Annotated in this window: 23 protein-coding genes and 1 other annotated feature; of the genes, 12 read left to right on the top strand and 11 right to left on the bottom strand. The window is 41.9% G+C overall.

The features are described from left to right. Nucleotides 1–19: 19 nt before the first annotated feature. Both PR766_RS08340 and PR766_RS08335 read right to left on the bottom strand, forming a co-directional pair. Complete coding sequence (locus PR766_RS08340; RefSeq protein ID WP_230086784.1) at nucleotides 20–1,588, bottom strand: hypothetical protein; 1,569 nt, start codon at nucleotides 1,586–1,588, stop codon at nucleotides 20–22. Nucleotides 1,589–1,830: 242 nt separating this feature from the next. After that, nucleotides 1,831–3,036: a serine hydrolase gene (locus tag PR766_RS08335; protein WP_154636171.1), complete on the bottom strand. Its 1,206-nt coding sequence runs from the start codon at nucleotides 3,034–3,036 to the stop codon at nucleotides 1,831–1,833. 267 nt (nucleotides 3,037–3,303) lie between these two features. Between PR766_RS08335 and PR766_RS08330 the strand changes: the two genes are divergently transcribed. Further along, nucleotides 3,304–3,927 (top strand): glutathione S-transferase family protein, encoded by a 624-nt coding sequence (locus PR766_RS08330; RefSeq protein WP_006657686.1) that lies wholly within the window; start codon nucleotides 3,304–3,306, stop codon nucleotides 3,925–3,927. A 40-nt stretch (nucleotides 3,928–3,967) separates the two neighbouring features. Here the strand turns inward: PR766_RS08330 and PR766_RS08325 are convergent, their stop codons facing one another. Beyond that, nucleotides 3,968–4,792, bottom strand: a complete 825-nt coding sequence (locus PR766_RS08325) for an SDR family oxidoreductase (RefSeq protein ID WP_154636172.1) — start codon at nucleotides 4,790–4,792, stop codon at nucleotides 3,968–3,970. A 251-nt stretch (nucleotides 4,793–5,043) separates the two neighbouring features. After that, nucleotides 5,044–5,171, top strand: a sequence feature (His leader region). Nucleotides 5,172–5,211: 40 nt separating this feature from the next. On the opposite strand from PR766_RS08325, the gene hisG reads away from it, so the two are divergent. The 9 genes from hisG to PR766_RS08280 all read left to right on the top strand — a co-directional run bounded on the left by hisG (nucleotide 5,212) and on the right by PR766_RS08280 (nucleotide 12,915). Beyond that, the gene (gene hisG, locus PR766_RS08320; protein WP_006662255.1) at nucleotides 5,212–6,111 is read left to right on the top strand and encodes an ATP phosphoribosyltransferase; all 900 of its coding nucleotides are present in this window, start codon (nucleotides 5,212–5,214) and stop codon (nucleotides 6,109–6,111) included. Nucleotides 6,112–6,117: 6 nt separating this feature from the next. Beyond that, complete coding sequence (gene hisD / locus PR766_RS08315) at nucleotides 6,118–7,434, top strand: histidinol dehydrogenase (protein WP_154636173.1); 1,317 nt, start codon at nucleotides 6,118–6,120, stop codon at nucleotides 7,432–7,434. Nucleotides 7,435–7,437: 3 nt separating this feature from the next. Beyond that, complete coding sequence (hisC, locus tag PR766_RS08310; protein ID WP_006657682.1) at nucleotides 7,438–8,508, top strand: histidinol-phosphate transaminase; 1,071 nt, start codon at nucleotides 7,438–7,440, stop codon at nucleotides 8,506–8,508. Nucleotides 8,509–8,521: 13 nt separating this feature from the next. Then, nucleotides 8,522–9,589, top strand: a complete 1,068-nt coding sequence (hisB, locus tag PR766_RS08305; RefSeq protein ID WP_006657681.1) for a bifunctional histidinol-phosphatase/imidazoleglycerol-phosphate dehydratase HisB — start codon at nucleotides 8,522–8,524, stop codon at nucleotides 9,587–9,589. After that, a complete protein-coding gene (gene hisH / locus PR766_RS08300; RefSeq protein WP_006657680.1) occupies nucleotides 9,589–10,182 on the top strand; it encodes an imidazole glycerol phosphate synthase subunit HisH in 594 nt (197 codons plus the stop codon). Before hisB ends, hisH begins: the two co-directional genes overlap by 1 nt. A gap of 3 nt (nucleotides 10,183–10,185) precedes the next feature. Further along, nucleotides 10,186–10,923 carry a 1-(5-phosphoribosyl)-5-[(5-phosphoribosylamino)methylideneamino]imidazole-4-carboxamide isomerase gene (gene hisA / locus PR766_RS08295; RefSeq protein ID WP_006662258.1) on the top strand — a complete coding sequence of 246 codons (738 nt, stop codon included), beginning with the start codon at nucleotides 10,186–10,188 and terminating at the stop codon, nucleotides 10,921–10,923. Further along, complete coding sequence (gene hisF / locus PR766_RS08290; RefSeq protein ID WP_006662259.1) at nucleotides 10,905–11,681, top strand: imidazole glycerol phosphate synthase subunit HisF; 777 nt, start codon at nucleotides 10,905–10,907, stop codon at nucleotides 11,679–11,681. Before hisA ends, hisF begins: the two co-directional genes overlap by 19 nt. Further along, complete coding sequence (gene hisIE / locus PR766_RS08285) at nucleotides 11,675–12,286, top strand: bifunctional phosphoribosyl-AMP cyclohydrolase/phosphoribosyl-ATP diphosphatase HisIE (RefSeq protein WP_006657677.1); 612 nt, start codon at nucleotides 11,675–11,677, stop codon at nucleotides 12,284–12,286. The genes hisF and hisIE overlap by 7 nt, the downstream gene beginning before the upstream one ends. Before the next feature lie 188 nt (nucleotides 12,287–12,474). Beyond that, a complete protein-coding gene (locus PR766_RS08280; RefSeq protein WP_224063805.1) occupies nucleotides 12,475–12,915 on the top strand; it encodes a YbaK/prolyl-tRNA synthetase associated domain-containing protein in 441 nt (146 codons plus the stop codon). Nucleotides 12,916–13,071: 156 nt separating this feature from the next. On the opposite strand, the gene PR766_RS08275 is transcribed toward PR766_RS08280, so the two are convergent. The 4 genes from PR766_RS08275 to gndA all read right to left on the bottom strand — a co-directional run bounded on the left by PR766_RS08275 (nucleotide 13,072) and on the right by gndA (nucleotide 18,072). After that, nucleotides 13,072–13,707: a CatB-related O-acetyltransferase gene (locus tag PR766_RS08275; RefSeq protein ID WP_154636174.1), complete on the bottom strand. Its 636-nt coding sequence runs from the start codon at nucleotides 13,705–13,707 to the stop codon at nucleotides 13,072–13,074. A gap of 128 nt (nucleotides 13,708–13,835) precedes the next feature. Then, nucleotides 13,836–15,029: a multidrug effflux MFS transporter gene (locus tag PR766_RS08270; protein WP_154601241.1), complete on the bottom strand. Its 1,194-nt coding sequence runs from the start codon at nucleotides 15,027–15,029 to the stop codon at nucleotides 13,836–13,838. Nucleotides 15,030–15,116: 87 nt separating this feature from the next. After that, entirely contained in the window at nucleotides 15,117–16,493 is a 1,377-nt protein-coding gene (locus tag PR766_RS08265; protein ID WP_006657672.1) for a DKNYY domain-containing protein, read from the bottom strand. Between the two features lie 172 nt (nucleotides 16,494–16,665). Continuing rightward, a complete protein-coding gene (gndA, locus tag PR766_RS08260; protein ID WP_006660130.1) occupies nucleotides 16,666–18,072 on the bottom strand; it encodes an NADP-dependent phosphogluconate dehydrogenase in 1,407 nt (468 codons plus the stop codon). Between the two features lie 242 nt (nucleotides 18,073–18,314). Here gndA and PR766_RS08255 point away from each other — a divergent pair, with 242 nt between their 5' ends. Beyond that, nucleotides 18,315–19,898, top strand: coding sequence for a TerC family protein (locus PR766_RS08255; RefSeq protein ID WP_006660131.1), 1,584 nt, complete (start codon nucleotides 18,315–18,317; stop codon nucleotides 19,896–19,898). A gap of 178 nt (nucleotides 19,899–20,076) precedes the next feature. Next, nucleotides 20,077–20,412: a hypothetical protein gene (locus PR766_RS08250; RefSeq protein ID WP_036974567.1), complete on the top strand. Its 336-nt coding sequence runs from the start codon at nucleotides 20,077–20,079 to the stop codon at nucleotides 20,410–20,412. A 252-nt stretch (nucleotides 20,413–20,664) separates the two neighbouring features. Here the strand turns inward: PR766_RS08250 and asmA are convergent, their stop codons facing one another. From asmA to htpX, 4 genes are all read right to left on the bottom strand, one after another. Then, nucleotides 20,665–22,527 (bottom strand): outer membrane assembly protein AsmA, encoded by a 1,863-nt coding sequence (asmA, locus tag PR766_RS08245; protein ID WP_036979630.1) that lies wholly within the window; start codon nucleotides 22,525–22,527, stop codon nucleotides 20,665–20,667. Between the two features lie 116 nt (nucleotides 22,528–22,643). Beyond that, nucleotides 22,644–23,225 (bottom strand): dCTP deaminase, encoded by a 582-nt coding sequence (dcd, locus tag PR766_RS08240; RefSeq protein WP_006660134.1) that lies wholly within the window; start codon nucleotides 23,223–23,225, stop codon nucleotides 22,644–22,646. A 66-nt stretch (nucleotides 23,226–23,291) separates the two neighbouring features. After that, nucleotides 23,292–23,936, bottom strand: coding sequence for a uridine kinase (gene udk, locus PR766_RS08235; protein ID WP_006660135.1), 645 nt, complete (start codon nucleotides 23,934–23,936; stop codon nucleotides 23,292–23,294). A gap of 151 nt (nucleotides 23,937–24,087) precedes the next feature. Further along, nucleotides 24,088–25,044, bottom strand: a complete 957-nt coding sequence (gene htpX / locus PR766_RS08230) for a zinc metalloprotease HtpX (RefSeq protein ID WP_154636175.1) — start codon at nucleotides 25,042–25,044, stop codon at nucleotides 24,088–24,090. Nucleotides 25,045–25,057: the final 13 nt, after the last annotated feature.

The following is a 25,057-nucleotide window of genomic DNA, read 5'->3' as shown; positions in this document are numbered from 1 at the left end:
GTTATTTATAAAGACGTGACTACCAAACTTGATAGGGTGTTTTTGTTTCTACCAGTATGCCCAATTGCCCAACTGCTCCACTTACTGAATCATTCGTATTTTGAGCTATCGTTTCTAAGGTTTTCACCAAATCACTCATACTTTCAGCTAATTTGTTCCCAATTAACTCATCCTCAATGGCTAAACCACCGACCACAATAGAATTGCTAATACTATCTCCACCACGAACTGAGCCAGAATTGGTGCCTGAGTTAAATGCCGTTCCAGCGGAAATAGCAGGCGATGGTGTCGTCGTCTTCTCTACAGATTTCAACGAAAACTCTACTCTAGAAGAGCTTTTAGTAGGATCATTTAGCATTTCCTCACCTTGTGTAGCTAAAGCACCAATTTCAGATAACATTGGTTTTAATTGCTTGAAAGTCTCCATATCCGTTTTGACCGATAACTGATAAAGACGATATGTTTCTTCCAATTCAGAATAAGATTGACGACCATGTTGTAAACGGTCTGCTAATTGTTTTTTCTCTACCTCTAATAAGTCAATTTTATCTTTTAAATTAGATACTTTAGAGCTGCATTCAGACTCTTTTCGCACTTTCTCATCTAAGATACCTGTCAGGTAAACAAGATCATTATTCAAACGTGTAATTCGGGCATTTAAACCTTCATTGTTTTCATTAACCCGCAATAGCTTTTCATTCAACTCAGTGAGTTTTTTATTTTTTTCATCAATTTTGCATTGAAGTTCGGTAATTTTTTCTTCTTGTTTTTTATTTCTATCTTGCTGTGTTTTTAAGCGTTCTTCTAATTTATTTTTGTCTCCATTTGCTTGCTCCAATTTAGCTTCGAGACTTTGAATTTCTTTTTTCCCTTGATCAACAAGTGCTTTCAAACGGTCAATTTCACCACGTTGAATCTGCATATCTGAATGCAATTGTTCAACATTCTGTTTGGCTTTTGAGAGCTCATTATTCAGCTGCGCTTTTTCTTGTTCATGATTAATTAGGCGTTGATTCGCTTCCTTTAATTTATTTTGATCTTCCTGAGATTGACGTTTCTGATCCGCTAATTCTTGCTGTTGTTGTTGTAATTCTTGTTTTTGGGATTCAATGTCTTTCTGCAATTGCAGTAATTCATTATTTTTACGGATAATTTCCTTATTCGCATCCGCTAATTGCTTTTGCATACCTTGATATTTTTCAATACCACTTTGTAATTCCCTAATCGCATTACCCCCTTTAATGAAAGAGTTTTCACTGTTAGTCGAGCCTAATCTGTTCAGTGCAGAACCACCATTTAACTCATTATTGTTTAAACCAAAGTTTGTACTATGACCGCCTTCAACTCCCCCATTGTTCAGCCCTTCATTGTTACCATCCCCCCCTTTAATAATATGGCTATTTGTATGGTGGTTAACCGTGTGACCGCCATTGACTGAATCGCCCCCCTTACCAGAATCCGTTGCATTACCTGACTTTATAACTCCTGTATTTTCACCACAGTTATCCGCTTGACCACCATTAACACTGTTCTCACCGATCCCTTTGGTATTTTTTTGTTGAAACAGTTGTTGCATTCTTTCGTCCATGGAAATGCCCATTGATACGTTCTCCGTTAAAATAGATTAGATAAAATGATTTAAAAATAAGTATATCGAATGAAAAATAAAACCAACAATAATTTAACTTATTAATTTTCAAACGATTTAATAATTATTAAATTAAATAGAATCTATTTCAATTGAAGTTAATCTGTAAATTTAATTAATATTAAAACAAAAAGGCCTCATTCATGAGGCCTTAATTGATTTGCTAAATAACGAGTTACTTCTTATCCAAAAATTGCATTCCACCAACCCGTAATCGTCTTCATGACATAATCCCAAATTCGCCCAAAGAAACCCGCTTCTTCAACCGCTTGCTTAGCGACTAATGGGTGTTGCTCGATAACTTCATCATTTAAAATAAAGTTAATTGTGCCGACTTTCTGGTTTAACGCTAATGGCGCCTCTAAGGAATCATTATCCAGCTTGATATCCACTTTTAAATTCTGTAGCTGACCTTTTGGAATCGTCACTGCTACATCGTTTTCCACGCCTAAAGGCACTTCTGAAATATCACCAAACCATACACGCTGTTTTTGTAGTACGGCATCACCTTTAATTGGCGTCACCGTTTCAAAAAATCGAAAACCCCAAGTGAGTAGCTTTTCACTTTCAGCAAAACGAACACGGTCACTCGGTGCCCCTAATACCACGGAAATTAGACGCATAGGACCATCCGTTGCTGATGCCACTAAATTATGACCAGCCCCACTAGTATGCCCTGTTTTCACGCCATCGACTTTGAGATTCTGGCTCCACAATAAACGGTTGCGGTTAGGCTGACGGATATTATTGAAGGTAAATTCTTTTTCTTTGTGTAGTACATACTCATCAGGTACATCACGGATCAGCGCTTGCGCTAATACTGCCATATCTCTAGCAGTACTGTACTGCCCATCCGAATCTAAGCCGTGTACTGTTTTAAAATGCGTATTTGTTAAGCCAATTTTTTGAACGTAGCCATTCATCAAGTCAACAAAAGATTCTTGGCTTCCTGCAACATGCTCAGCAAGGGCAATACTGGCATCATTCCCAGATTGGATAACCACACCTTTGTTTAAATCTAATACCGAAACACGATCCTTCGGCTTCAAAAACATCAAGGATGACCCTTTTAAAATCGGATTCCCCGTCGCCCATGCAGCCTCACTAACGGTCACCATATCCTGCGGTGTAATTTTCCCCGCCTTCACGGCCTGCCCAACGACATAGCTCGTCATAATTTTGGTCAAGCTCGCAGGGTCTAAACGTTCATCAGGTTTACTGGAAGCTAAAATTTTGCCGCTGTTATAATCCATCAATACAAACGCTTTTGCGTCAACTTGTGGAGCAACTGGTGTCTGAGCCGCATAAACACTCGCGCTCATCACAACGAATAGACTTAATCCAATACCAGTCCCTCGTACGGTCGAGGACAACGTGTTTTTATTCATTGGTTACTCCTTTACTATTCCAACTCAAATCATTCATCACAATCAAAACCATCATTAGGCGTTCACTAGAAACCAAAAATGCAGTCAAATTCATCGAGATACTGCAAAATATTACTTCACTAAAACACTCTCTATACCCTAAACAAAATAGACAACAATGACCACCAGCAATGAGTAAATAATAAAGTTCCTCAATTCATCAATTTCATCTATCTTAGTTAGGTCAAATCTAAATATTCGGTCAAAAACATAATATGGGAGATTCCAATGTTAACTGTCTGGGGACGTACTAACTCTTCAAACGTCAAAAAAGTACTGTGGTGCCTGAAAGAGCTGAATATTCCTTATAATCAAAAAGATGTTGGTGGACCATTCGGTGGTGTCGATACACCTGAATATAAAAAAATGAATCCAAACAGCACAATTCCAACTTTACAGGATGAAAGGTTTACCCTGTGGGAATCCAATGCAATTTTACGTTACCTTACGGAAAAATATGATCACTCTCACCTATTGTTAGCCGCTGATCTACAAGAAAAAGCTGCTGCCGATAAATGGATGGACTGGAGCGGCGCCAATCTGTTTGATCATATCAAACAAATGATGAACAAAATTGTTCGTGTCCCTGAGGCCGACAGAGACCCAGTTCAAGCCAAAATCATTTATCAAAATATCGAAAAGCTTTTGGCAATTGCTGATGAGGCACTTAGCACTCAAGCCTATTTTAGTGGGGATAAATTTGGGATTGCGGATATCGCTATTGCGCCACTGTTCTACCCATGGCATGAGATTGTTACTGAACGCCCTGCATTTCCTCATTTAGAGCGTTGGTATCAAACACTGACCCAACGTCCAGCCTTCCAAGAAATTGTCATGTTACCTATCAAATAACCGTTTACCGTGGTGCCAAAATAAGCGCCACGGCTTAGCCTTAGCTCATCGGCATATATAATGGATGCGTGAATTGATACTCATAACCCAGCTCATGACAAATTCGTTGTCCATCAATTGTTTTACCTGCCATTTCATCCTCTTCTAACACAAACTTTGGCGGCGTTAAATTCAGAGACTCAGCGGCTTCAGTATAAAACTGCTGGCGAGTTGGGTGCTCGGGCGCACATAAATTATAAACATGCCCACCTTCTGATCGCTGAATTAATAACAAAATCGCTGCAATAACATCGTCTTGATGCACCATATTAACTGGCTGATTCGCGCCCTTGACTTGCTCTTTTCCTGCAAGGAATCTCCCTGCATGCCGATTCTCCCCGACCAGACCCGCTAGTCGCAGTACATCTACACGAATATTCGGTAACCCATGAAGCCACTGTTCAACAGCAATTAACGCTTTAGCGGAGGCTGTTTCACCCAATAAAGGCGCATCTTCCGTAATAACCCCCTCAACCTCACCATAGACAGATGTGGATGACGTAAAAATAACTCGAGGAACCCGATAGCTTATTGCGCTGTCCACTAATTGCTCAATGGCCACAATATACCCTGAAAGGATAACTTTCGATGGCGGCAGTAAAATCACCAATACCTCGGTTCCTTCCATTAACTGGTCCAAATCATCGACATCACAGCGTAATTCTGGGGTTAACTGCAATTGATAACAATCAATACCTACCCCACGAGCCGCTTCAACACCATCGATACTCGTTTTTGTTCCTGCCACATTCATTCCGTGAGCCATCAAGCGATTTGCTAGAGGTACACCTAACCAACCTAAACCAATAATGGTGATTTTTTTCATGTTACTGTCCCGCTACTGAGAAAGTGATTACATCATTGCCCATAGATTAGCTGAAAATCATTTAACTTCCGAAGCTATTTTCCAAGAGATTAATCACTATAAAAAACCACTAACTAATTATTATGCGTTATTTTGAAAAAAAAGGGTTGCATTCATAGTATGAAATCGGATAGCTTGATTAGTATTGAATGTTTAAGCAATTATCCAAATAACTAAACGGAAGCTATTATGACCTGTATTTCACGCAACCATCATCACCACCATCATCCTGATTAGTCTTTCGGGCGATGTGTGCTGGAAGACGATCAACGACTCTTCCGGTGGCTGAAATGCAAATTGAGAGAACCCTCGGAAGATAATCTTCCGAGGGTTTTTTTATTATTAATCAAAAAGATATTTTTGGGATGTGGAGTAGAATTATGTTGGACAAATCACGTTTACGTATCGCAATACAAAAGTCAGGACGTTTAAGCGAAGAATCAAGAGAACTCCTTGCTCGCTGCGGCATTAAAATCAATTTACAACAGCAGCGATTGATTGCTTATGCAGAAAATATGCCTATTGATTTACTTCGTGTGCGCGATGACGATATTCCAGGGCTGGTCATGGATGGTGTTGTTGACCTCGGTATCATCGGTGAAAACGTATTAGAAGAAGAAGTATTAAGCCGCCAAGCGCGTGGCGAAAAACCGCAATTTACCACCTTACGTCGCCTTGATTTTGGTGGCTGCCGCCTCTCTCTAGCTGCGCCATTAGACTTCAATTATACCGGGGCAGAATGCTTGAATGGTTCCCGTGTCGCCACCTCTTACCCGTACCTACTAAAACGCTATTTTGATGAAAAAGGCGTGACATTTAAATCTTGCTTACTGAACGGTTCTGTAGAAGTCGCGCCACGCGCTGGTTTAGCCGATGCCATTTGTGACCTCGTTTCTACAGGCGCAACCCTTGAAGCAAACGGCTTAAAAGAAGTGGAAGTCATCTACCGCTCAAAAGCCTGTTTAATCCAGCGTGATGGCGAAATGTCAGCCGATAAGCAACAGTTAATTGACCGCATGATGACGCGTATTCAAGGCGTTATCCAAGCCCGCGAATCAAAATACATTATGTTGCATGCTCCGGGTGAAAAACTCGAAGAAATCATCGCACTGTTACCGGGTGCTGAGCGACCAACAATTCTGCCATTAGCTGGCGACCAAAGCCGCGTTGCAATGCACATGGTCAGTTCAGAAACCCTATTCTGGGAAACCATGGAAAAACTGAAATCCTTGGGCGCAAGTTCAATCCTTGTTTTACCAATTGAAAAAATGATGGAGTAAATCGCCATGGAACTGGGATTCAATCAACCAATTCGCTGGTCAGACTGCCTTGAAGAACAGCAAGAAACATTACTGATGCGCCCTGCTATTGCCGCCTCTGGCAACATTAGCGCCGCTGTCAGCCAAATTATTGATCAAGTGCGCACTGGGGGCGATGCTGCGCTTATCGCTCTGAGCCAACGTTTTGATAAAACAGAGATTAGCTCTGTTCGTGTTTCACAAGAAGCCGTTGATGAAGCCCAAGCTCGCCTTGGCGATAACATAAAAGCGGCAATGAATACAGCGATTGGTAACATTCGTCGCTTCCACGAAGCTCAAAAACCCACGCCGATCACCGTTGAAACCCAAGCGGGAGTCGTTTGTCAACAAGTCACCCGCCCGATTGATTCCGTTGGGCTGTATATCCCGGGCGGTTCTGCACCATTACTGTCTACCGTCATGATGCTAGGAACCCCTGCGAATATTGCGGGTTGCCGCAAGATTATTCTCTGTTCACCACCGCCGATTGCAGATGAAATTTTATATGCTGCGAAGCTGTGTGGGATTACAGATATCTTCCAAGTTGGAGGAGCACAAGCTATTGCCGCGATGGCATTTGGTACCAAAAGCATTCCTAGCGTTGATAAAATTTTTGGTCCGGGAAATGCCTATGTCACCGAAGCTAAACGCCAAGTTAGTCAAAGCTATCAAGGTGCAGCGATTGATATGCCTGCGGGTCCTTCCGAAGTATTAGTGATTGCTGACAGCCAAGCCAACCCTGCGTTTACCGCCTCTGACTTATTATCCCAAGCGGAGCATGGGCCTGATGCTCAAGTGATTTTACTGACAGATAGTGCTGATTTTGCTCAGCGTGTCATTGAAGAAACAGAGAAGCAACTTGCGGTGTTATCCCGTGCATCCATTGCCCGTGAAGCACTTAGCGCAAGCCGCGTCATTATCGCCGATTCTATCGAACAATGCGTGGAAATCAGTAACCGCTATGGACCTGAACACTTGATTTTACAAACCCGCAATGCGGACGAACTCGTGGAATCTATCACCAGCGCAGGCTCCGTATTTGTTGGCGATTGGTCCCCAGAATCGGCGGGAGATTATGCGTCTGGCACCAATCACGTATTGCCAACTTATGGTTATACATCAACCTATTCAAGCCTTGGTTTAGCCGATTTTATGAAGAGAATGACAGTACAAAAACTCTCGGCTCAAGGATTGTTAGGGTTAGCAAACACCATAGAAACATTAGCGCAAGCTGAACAGCTTACCGCTCACAAAAACGCCGTTACCCTACGTGTCACCGAACTAAAAAAACAAAATCAGGAGTGAAACATGAGCCAGACGTTTAATGCCGCCAGCCTTGCGCGTGAAAATGTAAAAGTGATGACCCCATATATGTCAGCTCGCCGTCTTGGCGGGAATGGCGATGTGTGGCTGAACGCAAATGAATACCCAACAGCACCGGATTACCAATTTATTGAGCGTAACCTCAACCGTTATCCAGAAGCCCAACCCGCGGGTGTCATCAATAATTACGCAGCTTACGCCGGATTATCCCCAGAGCAAGTCTTAGTTTGTCGCGGGGCGGACGAATCTATTGAATTACTGATACGCGCATTTTGCGAGCCTGGTAAAGACGCTGTCATGTTCTGCCCTCCTACTTACGGAATGTACAGTGTCAGTGCAGAAACGTTTGGTGTAGAACAGAAAAAAATTCTGACACTTCCTGACTGGTCATTAAATGTTGCCGCTATCCGTGAAAATTTATCCAATACCAAACTGATTTATATTTGCAGCCCGAATAACCCGACCGGCAATATCATCGATAATCAAGCCCTGCTCGACGTATTAGAGATGACTGCTGGACAGGCATTGGTTGTGGTTGATGAAGCTTATATTGAATTCTGCCCTGAATTTAGTGTTGTCAGCTGGCTGGCGAAATACCCGAATTTAGTAATTTTAAGAACCTTATCAAAAGCCTTTGCTTTGGCGGGGCTACGCTGTGGGTTTACGTTAGCATCCGCCGAAGTGATTGAAGTCTTGCTAAAAGTCATTGCACCTTACCCTCTTTCGACCCCTGTCGCACTCATTGCAGAGAAGGCATTAGATGCAGATGGCATCACAACCATGAAAAAGCGTGTATTGGAAATCCGTGATAATCGCATTGCACTTTCTGAAGCACTGCGTGAGTTACCGCTCGTTGAAACGGTTTACCCAAGTGAAACCAACTATATTCTGGTGCGTTTTACCGATGGTGCGAAAGTTTTCAAAGCGCTGTGGGATCAAGGCATTATCCTACGCGATCAAAGCAAACAACCCGGTCTGGTCAACTGCTTACGCATCACGATTGGTACTGAAATCGAAAATGTCCGTGTTATTGAAGCTATCAAAGCACTTTGCTAATTAGGAAATAGTCATGAGCCAGAAAATTCTTTTTATCGACCGTGATGGAACATTAATTACCGAGCCACCGACAGATTTCCAAGTGGATAGTCTCAGTAAATTAGCCTTTGAAAACAATGTCATTCCTAGCCTTTTAGCGTTACAAAAAGCCAACTATCGCTTAGTGATGATTACTAATCAAGACGGCTTAGGTACAGCAAGCTTTCCGACTGAAGATTTCGATCCGCCCCACAATTTAATGATGCAAGTATTTGAATCTCAAGGTATCCGCTTTGATGATGTGTTAATTTGCCCACATTTGCCTGCGGATAACTGTGCATGCCGTAAACCAAAAACTAAGTTGGTAGAAAATTACCTGAAAGACGGCGTATTAGATATTGAAAACAGTTATGTCATTGGTGACCGCGAAACCGACATACAACTTGCCCAAAATATGGGAATTAAAGGGCTACGTTACAGCGCCAACGAACTTGATTGGAATGCTATCGCCAATCAACTCACTAAGCGTAACCGCTACGCGCTAGTTGAACGCGTCACGAAAGAAACCAATATCCAAGTAGAAGTGTGGTTAGACCAAGAAGGTGGTAGCAAAATCAGCACGGGTGTTGGCTTCTTTGATCATATGCTGGATCAAATCGCGACCCATGGCGGTTTCCGCTTACGCATTGAGGTTAATGGCGACCTATTTATTGATGACCACCACACTGTCGAAGACACGGGGTTAGCCTTAGGTGAGGCGTTACGTGTCGCTCTGGGTGATAAACGCGGAATTGCACGTTTCGGTTTTGTTCTGCCAATGGACGAGTGTCAAGCACGCTGTGCGCTGGACATTTCAGGTCGACCACACTTGGAATATAAAGCGGAGTTTAAATATCAGCGCGTTGGCGACCTTAGCACTGAGATGATTGAGCACTTCTTTAGTTCATTATCCTATGCAATGGGCTGTACATTGCACCTAAAAACCAAAGGAAAAAACGATCACCACAAAGCAGAAAGCCTATTTAAAGTGTTTGGTCGTACATTACGCCAAGCGATTCGTGTTGAAGGGGACACTCTACCAAGTTCGAAAGGAGTTCTGTAATGAAGGTTGTAATCCTTGATACGGGCTGTGCAAACTTAGCCTCTGTCTCCTATGCCATTAAACGCTTAGGCTACGAACCAACCGTCAGCCGTGATACCAACACCATTTTACAAGCTGACAAAGTATTTTTACCTGGTGTAGGCACTGCCAGCGCTGCGATGGAAAAGCTCGCTGAGCGTGAACTTATCCCTTTAATTAAAGCACTGACTCAGCCTGTTTTAGGTATCTGTTTAGGTATGCAATTACTGGGCAATATCAGCGAAGAAGGTCAAACAGAAATTCCACTGTTAGGGTTAATTGACAGCCCCGTACGTAAAATGGATGCGAACGGGTTACCGGTCCCCCACAGTGGTTGGAATCAAGTGAAAGCACTCGCGGGCAATCCCCTATTTAAAGGGATCAGCGACGATGCCTATTTTTATTTTGTGCACAGCTATTCAATGCCTATTTCCGCCAACACCATCGCGCAAACACAATATGGCAACCTGTTTAGTAGTGCTGTGAATAAAGATAATTTCTATGGCGTTCAGTTCCACCCAGAACGTTCGGGTGCCGCGGGTGCTCGCTTGATCCAAAACTTTTTGGAGATGTAAACCATGATCATACCTGCTTTAGATTTAATTGATGGCACTGTGGTGCGTTTACATCAAGGGGATTACGCCAAACAAACTGATTATGGCACAGACCCACTACCACGCTTACAAGACTATGAAAAACAAGGCGCTAAGTTACTTCACTTAGTCGATTTAACTGGTGCAAAAGACCCACAGAAACGCCAAATTCCTCTGCTGAAAAAACTACTGGCAGGCGTCAGTGTTCCTGTCCAAGTTGGCGGTGGTATTCGTACCGAGGATGATGTCAAAGCACTACTCGATGCTGGAGCGACTCGTGTTGTCATTGGTTCCACTGCGGTCACCAAACCTGAGCTCGTGAAAACTTGGTTTCAACGTTATGGTGGCGACGCTATCGTATTAGCATTAGATGTGCGCATTAATGCGCAAGGCATCAAAGAAATTGCCATTAGCGGCTGGCAAGAAAACTCCAATTTATCCCTTGAACAAGCCATTGAAATATATCGCCCTTATGGCTTGAAACATGTTCTTTGTACCGATATCTCCAAAGATGGCACCCTATCAGGCTCGAATGTGAATTTGTACCGCGAAATTAGCGAAAAATTTCCCGATATTGAAATTCAAGCCTCTGGTGGAATTGGTAATTTAGATGATATCGCCGCCTTGCCAGCCTCTGGTGCTGCGGGTGTTATTGTTGGACGCGCATTATTAGAAGGTAAGTTTACCGTAACGGAGGCAATTGAATGTTGGCAAAACGCATAATTCCTTGTTTGGATGTCCGTGACGGACAAGTTGTTAAAGGTGTGCAATTTCGCAACCACGAAATCATTGGCGATATCGTTCCTCTCGCACAACGTTATGCCCAAGAAGGGGCCGATGAACTGGTTTTTTACGATATTACTGCATCTTCAGATGGTCGTGTTGTTGATAAAAGCTGGGTCGCCAAAGTAGCCGAAGTGATTGATATTCCCTTCTGCGTGGCGGGTGGAATTAAAAGCGTGGAAGATGCTGCTCAGATCCTCTCTTTTGGCGCAGACAAAATTTCAATCAACTCCCCTGCATTGTCTGATCCAACTCTAATTAGCCGTTTGGCTGATCGCTTTGGTGTTCAGTGCATCGTGGTTGGAATCGATACATGGTTTGACGCAGAAACAAATGAATATTTAGTTTATCAATTCACAGGGGATGAAAAACGCACCACCCAAACTCGCTGGAAAACCCTTGATTGGGTGAAAGAAGTTCAGCAGCGCGGCGCCGGAGAAATTGTGCTCAATATGATGAACCAAGACGGTGTACGACAAGGTTACGATCTGGTACAACTGAAAAAAGTTCGTGAAGTGTGCCAAGTTCCACTGATCGCCTCCGGCGGTGCAGGGGAAAAAATCCACTTCCTAGACGCCTTTACTGACGCTGGCGTCGATGGCGCTTTAGCCGCTTCGGTGTTCCACAAGCAGATTATTAACATCGGTGACTTAAAGCAGTACTTAGCAGAAAATGGAGTTCAAATAAGAGTATGTTAACCACAGAACAATGTAATCAGCTTGCATGGCAAAAAGTCGATAACCTAATGCCCGTCATCGTTCAGCACGCTATTTCTGGTGATGTTCTCATGTTGGGTTATATGAACCAAGAAGCGCTGAAAGTGACTTTAGAGAGCCGTAAAGTCACCTTTTTCTCTCGCACCAAACAGCGCTTGTGGACTAAAGGTGAGACTTCCAACAACTTCCTAAATTTAGTCGATATTGTCGCTGACTGCGATAACGATACTTTGCTTGCCATGGCGCTGCCTGATGGCCCAACCTGCCATAACGGCACCACCAGCTGCTTTGCGCCAGCTCAAAGCGAATGGGGTTTTTTATATGAATTAGAAACCTTACTAAAAGAGCGTAAAAATGCCTCGCCAGAAAGTTCATATACTGCCCGTCTGTATGCTAGCGGCACCAAGCGTATTGCACAAAAAGTGGGTGAAGAAGGCGTTGAAACCGCACTCGCTGCCACGGTGAATGACCGCGAAGAATTAACCAACGAAGCCGCCGATTTGATGTACCACTTAATGGTGCTATTGCAAGATCAAAACCTCGATTTGACCGCCATTATCAAGCGTTTAAAAGAACGCCATCAGTAACTGGCTTAAGGGTAACTATTTTATGATAGCTGCCCTTACTTTCTTCTCTCGTCATTGTTTCTCTCTCTGAACTTGCTATCATTCCCCTCATTTGATGTGGACTTTTGAAGGAGCTCATTGTGTCTGACAATGACGTTTTTACACAGTTAACCCAATTACTGAATAGCCAAAATGCAAAATATCGCGTGATGGAGCACCCAACGGCGGGAAAATCTGAAGAAGTGGCAAAAATCCGCGGCACACAGCTAGGTCAAGGCGCCAAAGGGTTAGTCTGCCATGTAAAAGGAAATGGCGTACGTCAGCATGTTTTAGCCATCCTACCTGCGGATCAACAAGCCGACTTGAGTAAAATTGCCAAAGCAATTGGTGGAACCCGCGCATCATTAGCGAGCCCAAAAGAGGTTGATGAACTTACCCATTGTGTTTTTGGTGCCATCCCTCCTTTTAGCTTCCATCCTTCGTTAAAGCTTATTGCTGACCCTTATCTGTTTGTGCGCTTTGATGAACTCGCCTTTAATGCAGGAAGCTTAGAACGTTCAATTATTCTTAATACCCAAGATTACCAGCGTATCGCGTCACCCACTTTAGTCGAGTTTATTCGCACAAATCATGAGCTTGATATAGCATAAATAAAATAACACCTTTGCTACCTAATTAACGCACTCGTTTTATGGTAATAAAAAAACTAATATAGTCACAAAATGATGGGTAATTAAACTGAAAAAGGGTTATCCACGGATAACCCTCTATAATTGAAAAATCCGGTGTTTCAACACCATAACCCATTACTGAGTTTGGTCATAGTGTTCACTAGCGTCTTTTAATGCCAGGAAATCCGAACTGCAAATAAATCTTTTTAATGCCTCGAATTTATCTTCACTCCATTCATATATCTTCAGCGCTAATAATTGTTCTATCACGTCAGAAGAAAAACGAGTTTTAATAGGCTGCGCAGGGTTCCCTCCCACAATGGTATAAGGCGGAACATCTTTAGTCACGACGCTATTGGTCGCAATCACCGCTCCCTCACCTATTTTGACTCCCGGCATAATAAATGCCCGCATGCCAATCCAAACGCCATCTTCAATTATTGTATCGCCTTTACCAACATAAGCCGCTTCAATATGCTCAAGAAAAGGATACAGGCAGAACCAATCCAATCGATGAGTATGATTACCGCCCATCAAAATCACAGTTTCCGCCCCAATACACACATAATCGCCAATATACAATTGGTCTACATGCCAAGCTAACTGCCAATCTCGGCTCTGTTCATCGCCTTGTAAATAACGAACCACCGATTGTTCGAAACCGTCATCCCAACAGTCACTATAGTAACTGTGGCGTCCTTTAAGATGGATATTGGAATTTTTAACAACTTCATGTAATAACTGCGTTTTCGACCAATGTTTCTTTTTCATGGTAAATAACCTTTAAATCAGTATTTTATTACCATAGAACGCATTCTATGGTGATGTAATTGCGTTCACACTACATCACCGCTAACCGATCCTCGGCTGCTTTAATAATGGATTATTAACCATATCGATTACTCAATTTTCTCTATTATGGCAGCGCGTTTTATACTGGTTTTTCTTGCAATTAATCCGAAAATACATCCCGCTAGCATCACTAGAGCAAGGGACAATTTCGGTGCTATCGGTAACGCAATTGCACATAACCCTAATACAGCGCCACCCGCCATTTGCACAAACCCCACGAGGGCTGATGCCGCCCCAGCCTCATTGCCAAATGGCTCTAACGCATAGCTTGTCGCCGTGCCCATCATAAAGGCAAGCCCTGTACACGCGCAGGCAACCGGCAACATATACACTAACCAATGGGTTTGCATTTCAGGTGAAAGCACCATCAAACCGAATAATAAGCCGATGCAACCAAGTGCCATCATGACACTCCCGATTGATAAACAGGCTGGACGTCCCATTTTGCGAATACAATAGTTCGCAATATAACTTGCCAGCATGATCCAAAAGCCATTGACACCAAAGACAATTGAAAATTCGAGAGGCGATAGCTTAGCATCTCCCATTAATACGCTAGGAGCTAAAGAGACATACGTCAGTGCCATGCCCATTGCGCCGGCATTTACCAATGCAAAAATCAAAAAATGCTCACTCGTCAGAATGCGAAAATAACTCTTAAACTGGAGCTTTTTGACCTGTTGTAAGCTGGCAGGACGCGTCTCTGGGAGAAAAAATAAAATTAGCAGGAAAATCGCTACAGCATAAATCGCCAAGAACCAAAATGGCGCTCGCCATCCCCATGCTTCCGCCAGTAATCCCCCTAACAATGGCGCCAATGCAGGTACAATATTCAGCGTTCCATTTAAAAATCCAAATGCTCTCGCGGCTTCTGTGCCATTCATACGGTCACGGACACAACTAAATGCCACTACAGAGGTGCAGCACACAGCCACTCCTTGTAACAGCCGAGAAGCAATAAATAACCCTGCCGTCGTTGAGAATGCGGCCACAATGGATCCAGCTAGATAAATAGCTAACCCAATGATAGCGATAGGCTTACGACCAAATCTATCGACTAATGGTCCAGAAATTAGCTGTCCAATCCCTAAGACTAAAATAAATAATCCGATGGTCGATTGGATTATAGACTCGCTACTCCCTAAATCTTTAGCGATAGCTGGAATAGTCGGTAAATACAGATCTATCCCAAGAGGTCCTAATAGGACTAAAAGTAATAATAAAGCGAGAAATTTATGCATATGACCGATTCTGAGCAGGTGAGTTATCGATAACGATTTCGAAAATGGCTATCGATAATATCAGAATTTCTGTATAGATATCGAATCTTATCGATACTTGGTAATTGCATGAACCACTTCGGTGCCTCTTATCGGCTGTAAATCATCATTATCAATCAAGACACGAATATCTCTTGGTAATAACTTTTCATTCAATAAACGGTTCACGGTACGCTGGTTATCTACTCGATAAATGGTATATCGAATTAATTGAGTGGAGCCTAAATTATCAAAATAATAATATTCATCCCCTTTTTTCCATACCTGACCAAATCTACGATGATCTAAATCACCCACCTTTTCCCATGGTGAGTTATTCGTTTCATTGAAACGATATATTTTTGTACTCCGTGAAATTAACCCCGGATTTTTATTGGTTCCCCAAATCTCGGAATCCTGTAGATAATACGTTTGGTTATTATGAGTGAACACTAAAGGTGCAATTTCTTTTAATTCACCGTCAATAAATGGATTCGCTCCCGCGCGAACAATAATTTCTTTTTCTCTATGATAGAAAAATACGCCATCTCTCGACAAAAACAGGGCTTGATTCACATGCTGACTATGACGGCTTATTAGCTGATAAGGCGCGTGTTGCTCAGGAAATAAAATATCATTCATCGCCACATTGCCAGATTGCGGATCAATCAAATAACCTTCTTGAAATAACCCGTCCAATATCAAGCTGTATAAACCAGAATGACTCTTTATTGGCAATTTATATTGGTCATAATAGACATTAAGATTATCCCGATAAAAATGAAGGCTATCCCTCACGGAATCATCATCCTGAAGGGAGCCAATATCCTGTAGGGTCGCAGGATCCGCATCTGGCATATATTCCCCTTGATAAAAAATGCGCTGTCCGTCAGTTGCCAAATAACGTGACAATAATGATTGATATGGCGTCGATGATGCAGGAAGTGGTTTCATCGGGTAAATATAAGTTTGCGGTTTATCCCCTAAATCCCAACCATATAACCAAGACTGAAATAATTCATCCATTGTTGAAAGCTCATAATTCCTTACTGAGCCCATTGAGCAATATACGGTCTGATTTCCATCCGTAAAATAGTTATTTCCCAGCGATTTTACGCTGTTAGGATTAAATGCAGGGATTGCCAAGTTCCCACAATAGGCATGATTTTTATCTATCGCAAACTGGTGCTCATAATAAGTACCTTCCGGTAATAATTTAAAACTCGCAGGATCGGCATCCTTCATCAGATAAAAGCCATTGCTCGGTACACTCGCATAAACTTTATCATGATAAATAACGTAAATACTGTAACCGACTTTTTCACCCTTACTGTCGATTTCATGATACGGCTCGTCGTTCATCGATAATACCATTCCTGAAATAAGCGCTATCGAAACGAGAAGAGTGACACCGACTACCATTGAACTTATCGTTTTGGATTTCATGCTGTGAAATACCTATTTTGTTTTTTTAATCTATTTTTGTCTGGGTATTCAACGGGAAAAGCGTGAGGAAAGAAATACTCGAAGTCTGAAAGTGTATAAAAAGCTAAAAATAAAAAAGGCGCTCAATTGAGCACCTTTTTTCACTTATGGAAGATAGCCTAACGGTTTATCTTTATTCCATCCACTCAGTGTGGAAAACGCCTTCTTTATCAGTACGTTTATAAGTATGAGCACCAAAGTAGTCACGCTGCGCTTGAATCAAGTTCGCAGGCAGTACCGCTGAACGGTAGCTATCGTAGTAAGAAATAGCCGCTGAGAATGTTGGTGTTGGGATACCGTTTTGTACGCCGTAGCAGACAACATCACGCAGAGCTTGTTGGTACTCATCTGCGATTTGTTTGAAGTAAGGTGCTAACAGTAAGTTTGCAATCTGCGCGTTGTCATTGTAAGCATCAGTGATTTTTTGCAGGAACTGCGCACGGATGATACAGCCAGCACGGAAGATTTTCGCGATTTCGCCGTAGTTCAGATCCCAGTTGTATTCATCTGACGCCGCTTTTAATTGCTGGAAACCTTGAGCGTAAGAAACGATTTTACCTAAGTAAAGCGCACGACGGACTTTCTCGATAAAGGCTTTTTTATCACCTTCAACGGTTTTCAGTGCAGGACCCGTTAATACTTTAGATGCAGCAACACGTTGATCTTTCAGGAAAGAAAGATAACGAGCAAAGACAGACTCAGTGATCAAGGTCAGTGGGATGCCAAGATCTAAAGCACTTTGGCTAGTCCATTTACCTGTACCTTTGTTAGCTGCTTCATCTAAAATCACATCAACCAGATACTTACCATCTTCATCTTTTTTCTTGAAGATATCTGCCGTAATTTCAATCAGGTAGCTGCTCAACTCGCCTTGGTTCCACTCAGAGAAAATGTCCGCTAATTCTTCATTGCTCAGGTTCAGTGAACCTTTTAATAAAGAGTAAGCTTCAGCGATGAGCTGCATATCACCGTATTCGATACCGTTGTGAACCATTTTCACGTAGTGACCAGCACCATCTGGACCAATGTAAGTCACACATGGTTCGCCTTCCGCTTTTGCTGCGATCTCTTTTAAGATTGGTGCAACTAATTCGTAAGCTTCTTTTTGTCCGCCAGGCATAATTGAAGGACCTTTCAATGCTCCTTCTTCACCACCGGAAACTCCCGTACCGATGAAGTTAAATCCTTGTTCAGACAGTTCACGATTACGACGGATCGTGTCTTTATACAGAGTGTTACCACCATCGATTAAAATGTCACCCTTGTCTAAGTGTGGCGTTAATGCAGCAATGGTTTTATCCGTTGCTTCACCCGCTTTAACCATCAACAGGATGCGGCGTGGTTTTTCCAGAGAGTCGACAAACTCTTCAATCGTGTAGTTGGGAACTAATTTTTTCCCTGGATTTTCGGCAATGACTTCATCTGTTTTATCTTTTGAACGGTTAAAAATCGATACTGAATAACCGCGGCTTTCGATATTTAGGGCTAAGTTGCGACCCATGACAGCCATTCCGACAACACCAATCTGCTGCTTTGACATGAAAAACTCCTGTCTGATTAGGACCAAGTCAGCCTCGATTGTGCTGACATTCTGTTAACGGGATCACATGTTAACTCAGGATGATGCTCCATGGTAGTTATTGATGCAATCGATAAACTAATCGAATCATTTTTTGTCAAATATCACGCTACTTGGATGAATTTTTATTGATATTTCTGTCAACAAACCTCATTATTCATCCGTCGGTATAAGCCGTCATATCAGAAGGTAAAACAAACTGTATGGAATGGATCGCAGATCCTTCGATTTGGGCGGGTTTAGCTACCCTAATCGTTCTTGAAATCGTTCTTGGTATTGATAACCTCGTTTTTATCGCCATCTTGGCCGATAAACTCCCAGCTAAACTGCGTGATAGAGCTCGTATCACAGGGTTAACGTGTGCCCTGGTTATGCGTATTATTCTATTATTCAGCCTCTCGTGGCTGATCACGCTAACTCAACCGATTCTAACGCTATTTAACCATCCATTTAGTGCCAGAGATCTGATAATGCTTATCGGGGGGATATTCCTCTTGTTTAAAGCCACGATGGAGCTAAACGAGCGGTTAGAAGGAAAAGACGAGCATACCAATAACCAACGTAAAACCTCCAATTTCTGGGCTGTTGTCGCGCAAATTATCGTATTGGATGCGGTATTTTCATTAGACTCGGTGATTACCGCTGTCGGTATGGTTGACCATATCGGTGTCATGGTTGCCGCTGTGACTATCGCCATGATGTTAATGATCTGGGCAAGTAAACCACTGACCAACTTCGTTAACGCACACCCTACCATCGTCATTCTATGCTTAAGCTTCTTACTGATGATTGGTTTCAGCTTAGTGGCTGAAGGTTTTGGTTACGCCATTCCAAAAGGTTACCTGTATGCGGCAATTGGTTTCTCTATCATGATAGAGGTGCTTAACCAGTTTGCGCAGTTTAACCGCCGTAAATTCTTAAAAGGCAGCCGCCCTCTACGTGAACGTACCGCAGAAGCCGTATTGCGCATTTTAAGCGGTAAAGCTGAACGTGGTGAATTAGACGCGAGAACCTCTGATTTAATTTCAGATAACCAATCCGTTTTCGACCCTCAAGAGCGTTTAATGATCGCTCGTGTGCTGGGTATGGCGCAACGTAACGTAGAAAGTATTATGACGTCCCGCCATGACGTAGATTATTTGGATATTAATAAATCCTCCGCTGAACTCATTGACCTAATGGAGAAAAATCCACACTCTCGTTTTGTTGTTGTCGATGAAAGTATCAGTGACGACCCAATTGGTGTGGTATATGTGCTGGATTTAGTGAAGCAGCAGCTTAGCGGTGAACAACTGAACTTGCGAGCATTGGTCACTCAACCGCTTATTTTCCCTGAAGGTTTATCACTGTTAAAAGCGTTAGAACAATTCCGTAAAGCGCATACACACTTTGCGTTTGTTGTGGATGAATTTGGTTCTGTTGAAGGTATCGTTACCTTGACTGACGTGATGGAAACTATCGCAGGTAACTTACCTGTTGGTGATGAAGAAAATGACTCCCGCCATGACATTCAAAAATTGGACGATGGTACATGGATTGCCAATGGCTTTATGCCACTGGAAGATTTAATTATGTATATCCCAATGGAGCTGGATGATAAGCGTGAGTATGAAACTATTGCTGGTCTTTTAATGGAACATTTACAACGCGTCCCTGAAGTGGGTGAGCAAGTCGAAATCAATGGCTGTATTTTCCAACCTCTTGAGGTGAATAGCCATCGCGTTAATAAAGTCTTGATTACACCACCTGCACCTGTGGGTGATGGCTACGACTATGTCGATGACTAGTTACGATTAATATAAGATTGAATACCGGTTCTATTGTCATATAGAGCCGGTATTTTTTTATCTATTCCCATCGCAATCGTTATACCTCAAATGTAGTAGCGTTTTTTTAAAGAAATGATCATTGACTCATTGAATAATTAAATATGTTTAATAATCAATCTTTAATGGAGCCGCTATAATGGATAATATTAATAATATCGCATACATTCATCTTCGCCGAGTCAGCATCACTGACCAGCAAAGTAAAACTACTGAGTTTGCTCGTGCCGCAAATAATGTAAAAAATGATTCACAAGCATATCCTAAAGTCATTACGGATAAAAAAGCCACTCATAAGGAAGATCTTCATAATAAAGCCAATGCACTCATATCCTCTATAAGTGATACTGTTCTGACTAAAAAAAATCTTTCAACGCAACATTTAAACACAAATGATTTACCCATTGGTCAAAATATAAAGACAGAAATAACCATGCTAAGAAAAACAATCAAAGACCTTCAGAATCTGAGCTAAATAACTAAAGCTACTCGTACCATAAATTAAAAAATAAAAATCTAGCTCTAACTCTCAAGAACTGGTAGCAGAACAAAAGAAAGGCAAAAATATCCGGTCAAAAGGATTTTTTAAAGAAATCGTGGCTAGAAAACAAAGAGAACATGATTTTACTGAAAATGAATCTAAGTAATTACCGAGATTAATGACTAAACCGCTTTTAGTTAGTATGGTTAAAAGCGGTTTATAAATAAATGCTGTAAATTACCGTCTCTACAACGCATTCAATAAATCATTCAACCCTTTATTTTCTTCTTTTTTCAAAAAGTTACCAATTGCTTCTTTAGCTTGAGTTCGTAGCTCATTACGCAGTAATTTTTCCACATCCAATTGATACTGTAAGTTATTCCAACCACCGTAAATACGCAGTGGAATATTCATACTACGCAACTGCTGAACTAAACGAGAGTCACCAGCCCATCCGCCGAGAATGTTTACGCCTAAATTAACATCGATGGTTTCTTTTGGTATATTCACGCGCCCCTGCCCTGTAATATTCAACAGTGAAGACGTTGCTTTAAGAGAGGAAATATTCATATTCCCTTTATTGAGATATCCCGACACCGTGAATAAATCCACTTCTGTGAAACTATTGGTATCTGTTGGCATATTGATTTTATTAGTAAAACGGGACACCGATTGTTGGATCAACTGTGGAATGTTTAAATCCGCCAATTTAGCGTTGCGTAGCTCAAAATTAACCGGTCCTTGCCACTGATTTTTAACCGCATAATCATCGTAGCCAATACCGGATAATGCGGCATTTAATGAGATAATCCCGCTCAGTTTTTCAGGCATACTAAATGCCTTTAATACCGGAGTAAGATTAATATTACTAAATACAGGTTTTGCCGAAACCTGCGCAGGAATAGCGCTGTAGTTAATGGTTACGGGCAGTGAGAATTGCCCACCGAACGCATTGCCCTCTAACTGAGAAATGGTTAAACGTGGTGTTTGGTTATCACCCTTAATTTTTACCCCGGTCATCGACATACCGCGGTAAATCAGTGTATCCATTGAAACATTAAATTGAGCAGTAAACCCGTTCAGCCCCGTTAAATCATACTTCTGCATGTTGGAACCAGAAATCACCGGTTTGACTCCTACACGCTCATTATTACTAACGGTATTTTCAGATGCGGCACTGGCTGTATTAGATTTACCTGCCGCAGGAGCTTGCCCAATTAATCTATCGAGATTCAAAGAAGGCGAGGATAAATTAACATTCACATCTGGAATATCAGTTAAATTTGCGCTTATTGTTCCTGTTAATTCACTTTCATTCGCTTGAATGAAGATGTTATCAAGGCTAATTGCACCTGAATTAGATTTTGTATACAGAAAATCTGAGATTATTTTGCCACTAATCCCATTTTCAGGTAAATCAACACCACTGAGTTGGTAATCAAACTGAGTAATTTTCCCACTCACTTGCTGAGATAATTTAGATAAATCGATATCTGATTTAATATCAAAATTAAATTCTTGCTGGTTTTTATTTAAATTACCGCTGAATTTCAGCGCAACTTGTTTATCGTCACTTTTCTTCAGTGACAAATTAATATTGCGTAAATTGTATTCGTCTTTCGGAGTTTGCCAAATAACTAAGCTGTTGGTGATATCAATCTTACTGATATCTAATAACCATTTGCTCTTATCGGATGTGTCTGCTGGTACTTGGCTGCCACCTGGAGCAACTGGGGTATTGACTGTGGCAACAGGCTCACTTTCTGGTGTTTTTCGGATCACCGCACCATCAATGACAATTTGCTCAACAGATAAGCGATGGGAGATTAATGGCCATAAATCAACATCTAAGCGCATATTATCTGCACTTAAAACAGGCTGACTGGCGTTAGGTGCTATCACCGAGATAGGACCGGTAATAATGCTTAATGTTGGCCATACATGCCAACGCATATCACCTTTGAAATCAAGTTGGTAACCACTTTTCTTCTCAACTTGTTGAACGAGGTAGCTTCTAAAGTCATTCGGATTCACTAACATCACTAAGGCTGTTAGCCCAGCGACTACCACCACAAGTAAAATAATCAGCGTCGTTAAAAACCGTTTCATTCATCCCTCTCTTTTACTTTATTTGTTACGCCCTTCGCCTGTCATTCCTTGACGCTAGCGACTGCTTACCTCTTCAAACTCCATAGAAGAGGCGAGCTCACCTGTTATCGTATCAGCTAGTCTTCACTGATACGGCTGCCAACGGCACCTTGCTGGTTTTTATATTTTGCATCTTGTCGGCTATTATAAGGGCGATCAGCACTGCCTGATAATGGCTCAAAGCTCAGAGCACCAATTACCATGCCAGGGCGCAATGCCAAAGGTAATTTACCTGAATTATAAAACTCTAACACAATTTGTCCACGCCAACCGGGATCAATCCGGTGAGCCGTGACGTGGACCATTAGCCCTAGTCTCGCCAAAGAAGAGCGACCATCCAACCACCCCACTAAATTGTCGGGTAGCGTAACCGATTCTAGCGTAACAGCTAACGCCAACTCGCCAGGATGAAGGAAGAAAGGTTCGTCCTCTTTAAGAACAATTTCATCGCTCATTACACGGTCTAGCGCCGCGTTCACTTCATCTTTTGGTCCACTAAGGTCAATAAATGCCGCTGTATGTCCACGAAAAACACGAAATTGGTTCCCAAGACGAACATCCGCAGTCGCTCCGTTGATCCTTTCAACGGGCGGACGTGGGCTAATAACAAGTCGACCTTCATCCATCCACTGAATTATATCGCGGTCACAAAGACGCATGATCACTTTCCCCCTTCATTATTTTATATATTCATGGCAGCTTATCGCTGGTGATATTCGAGGCGATTAGTCCTGACAGAATTCACCAATTTTCGCTTTCAAAATATCAATTGCCACACGATTTTTACCACCACGAGGTACGATAATATCGGCATATTGCTTCGATGGTTCAATAAATTGTAAGAACATTGGACGCACTGTTTTATTGTACTGTTCAATGACGGAATCTAATGTTCTTCCTCTTTCATTAACATCACGTTTAATACGACGCATTAAACAGATATCCAACGGAGTATCCACAAAAATAGAGAAATCCATCTCTTCGCGTAAACGCTTATCTGTTAATAATAGGATACCTTCAATAATAATAACCTTTTTCGGTTTAAAACTGACGGTTTGCTGCTTGCGAGTATGAGCGACATAGTCATACTGAGGAATTTCGACGGCTTGACCACTTTTCAGTGATTTGAGGTGTTCATAAAGTAAACTATGATCCATGGAGTTTGGATGGTCGTAATTCACCTTGAGTCGTTCTTCCATAGGAATATCTGTTTGATCTTTATAGTAACAGTCTTCTGGAATAACACCGATATTATGATCACCAACCTTTTCTCTTAATTCCCGATATAAGGTGCTTGCAATAAGGCTTTTGCCAGATGCAGAAGCGCCAGATATACCTACAATGGTACAGTGATGCGATGTGTCAGTCATAAAATGGTAACCTGGTTAAAAATTTTAGAAATGAAATGCATAACATCGAAGTGTTATGGTTGGCGGGAATTATAGGGTGTAATGGTGCGCTGTACCAGCCTATCTCGTCAAAGACTGATAAAAAACGCACCGATTATTTATTATCTTCGATTTAAAACTGCTTACGCCCTTCTAAGGCTGCAATTCGATTCTCAATGGAAGGATGGGTAGAAAAAACAGAGTCACCTTTATTAAAGATATATGCCGCCTGACGATACGCTTGTCCAGTACTTTCATCATCATAATCATGCTTTTGATGATCCCCCGAAATTTTCTTCAATGCACTGATCATCGCTTGGTTATCTGACGTTAAATCCACGGCGGCAGCATCTGCCATATATTCTCGAGTACGCGATAAATAAAAATAGAGCACTTTCGTAATAATCGGTAATAGGATATTTAGCAACAATAAGATTGTCTGTGCCTTGTTTGCTGAATTATTGCGACTACGCCCTGCTGAACGAATAAATAATTGAGCAAAAACGTTCGTTACCGTCAAAATAACATTCGCTAAAATTCCCACATACAATGTTAATTTAGAATCGCCATGGATAATATGCCCTACTTCATGGGCCATTACGGCCTGAACTTCTTGACGATTTAGCGTTTGCAATAATCCTCGAGTCACCCCAACTAACGCATTACGCTGGTTCCACCCTGCGGCAAATGCATTGGGTTCATCTGTATCTAAAATATACAGACGCGGCACATAGCGTAATGTCGCACTTAAGCTGAGCTCTTCTAAAATATTGAATAGCTGTCTTTCTTCCGGGGTTGAAGCTCCTTCTTGGGTGATTTCCGTCGCATTCATTCCTGCAAGCATCAATTTATGCCCAAAGAAATGAATATAAAGTAAACCTAGAAATGTCAGCCCAAGAATAATAAACGTTGCCACAGGCAGTTGTTGTAATGTCGCAAATGCGATCAGATTAGCTGCGAAGTCCATTCGCTCATCTGGGTGTGTTGCCGTATCTGCCAGCAAACCAATGACTAGCATCAAAACAATATAACTCATCACAACTAACCGAGTACGGATATTGTTTTTACGTATAACGTTTCTAAAATCCATAATTAAACCCTGC

Source organism: Providencia sp. PROV208 (assembly GCF_028479465.1).
Classification (GTDB): domain Bacteria; phylum Pseudomonadota; class Gammaproteobacteria; order Enterobacterales; family Enterobacteriaceae; genus Providencia; species Providencia alcalifaciens.
Note: the sequence above shows the minus strand (reverse complement) of the source record. Positions and strands in the feature narration are given on the sequence as shown.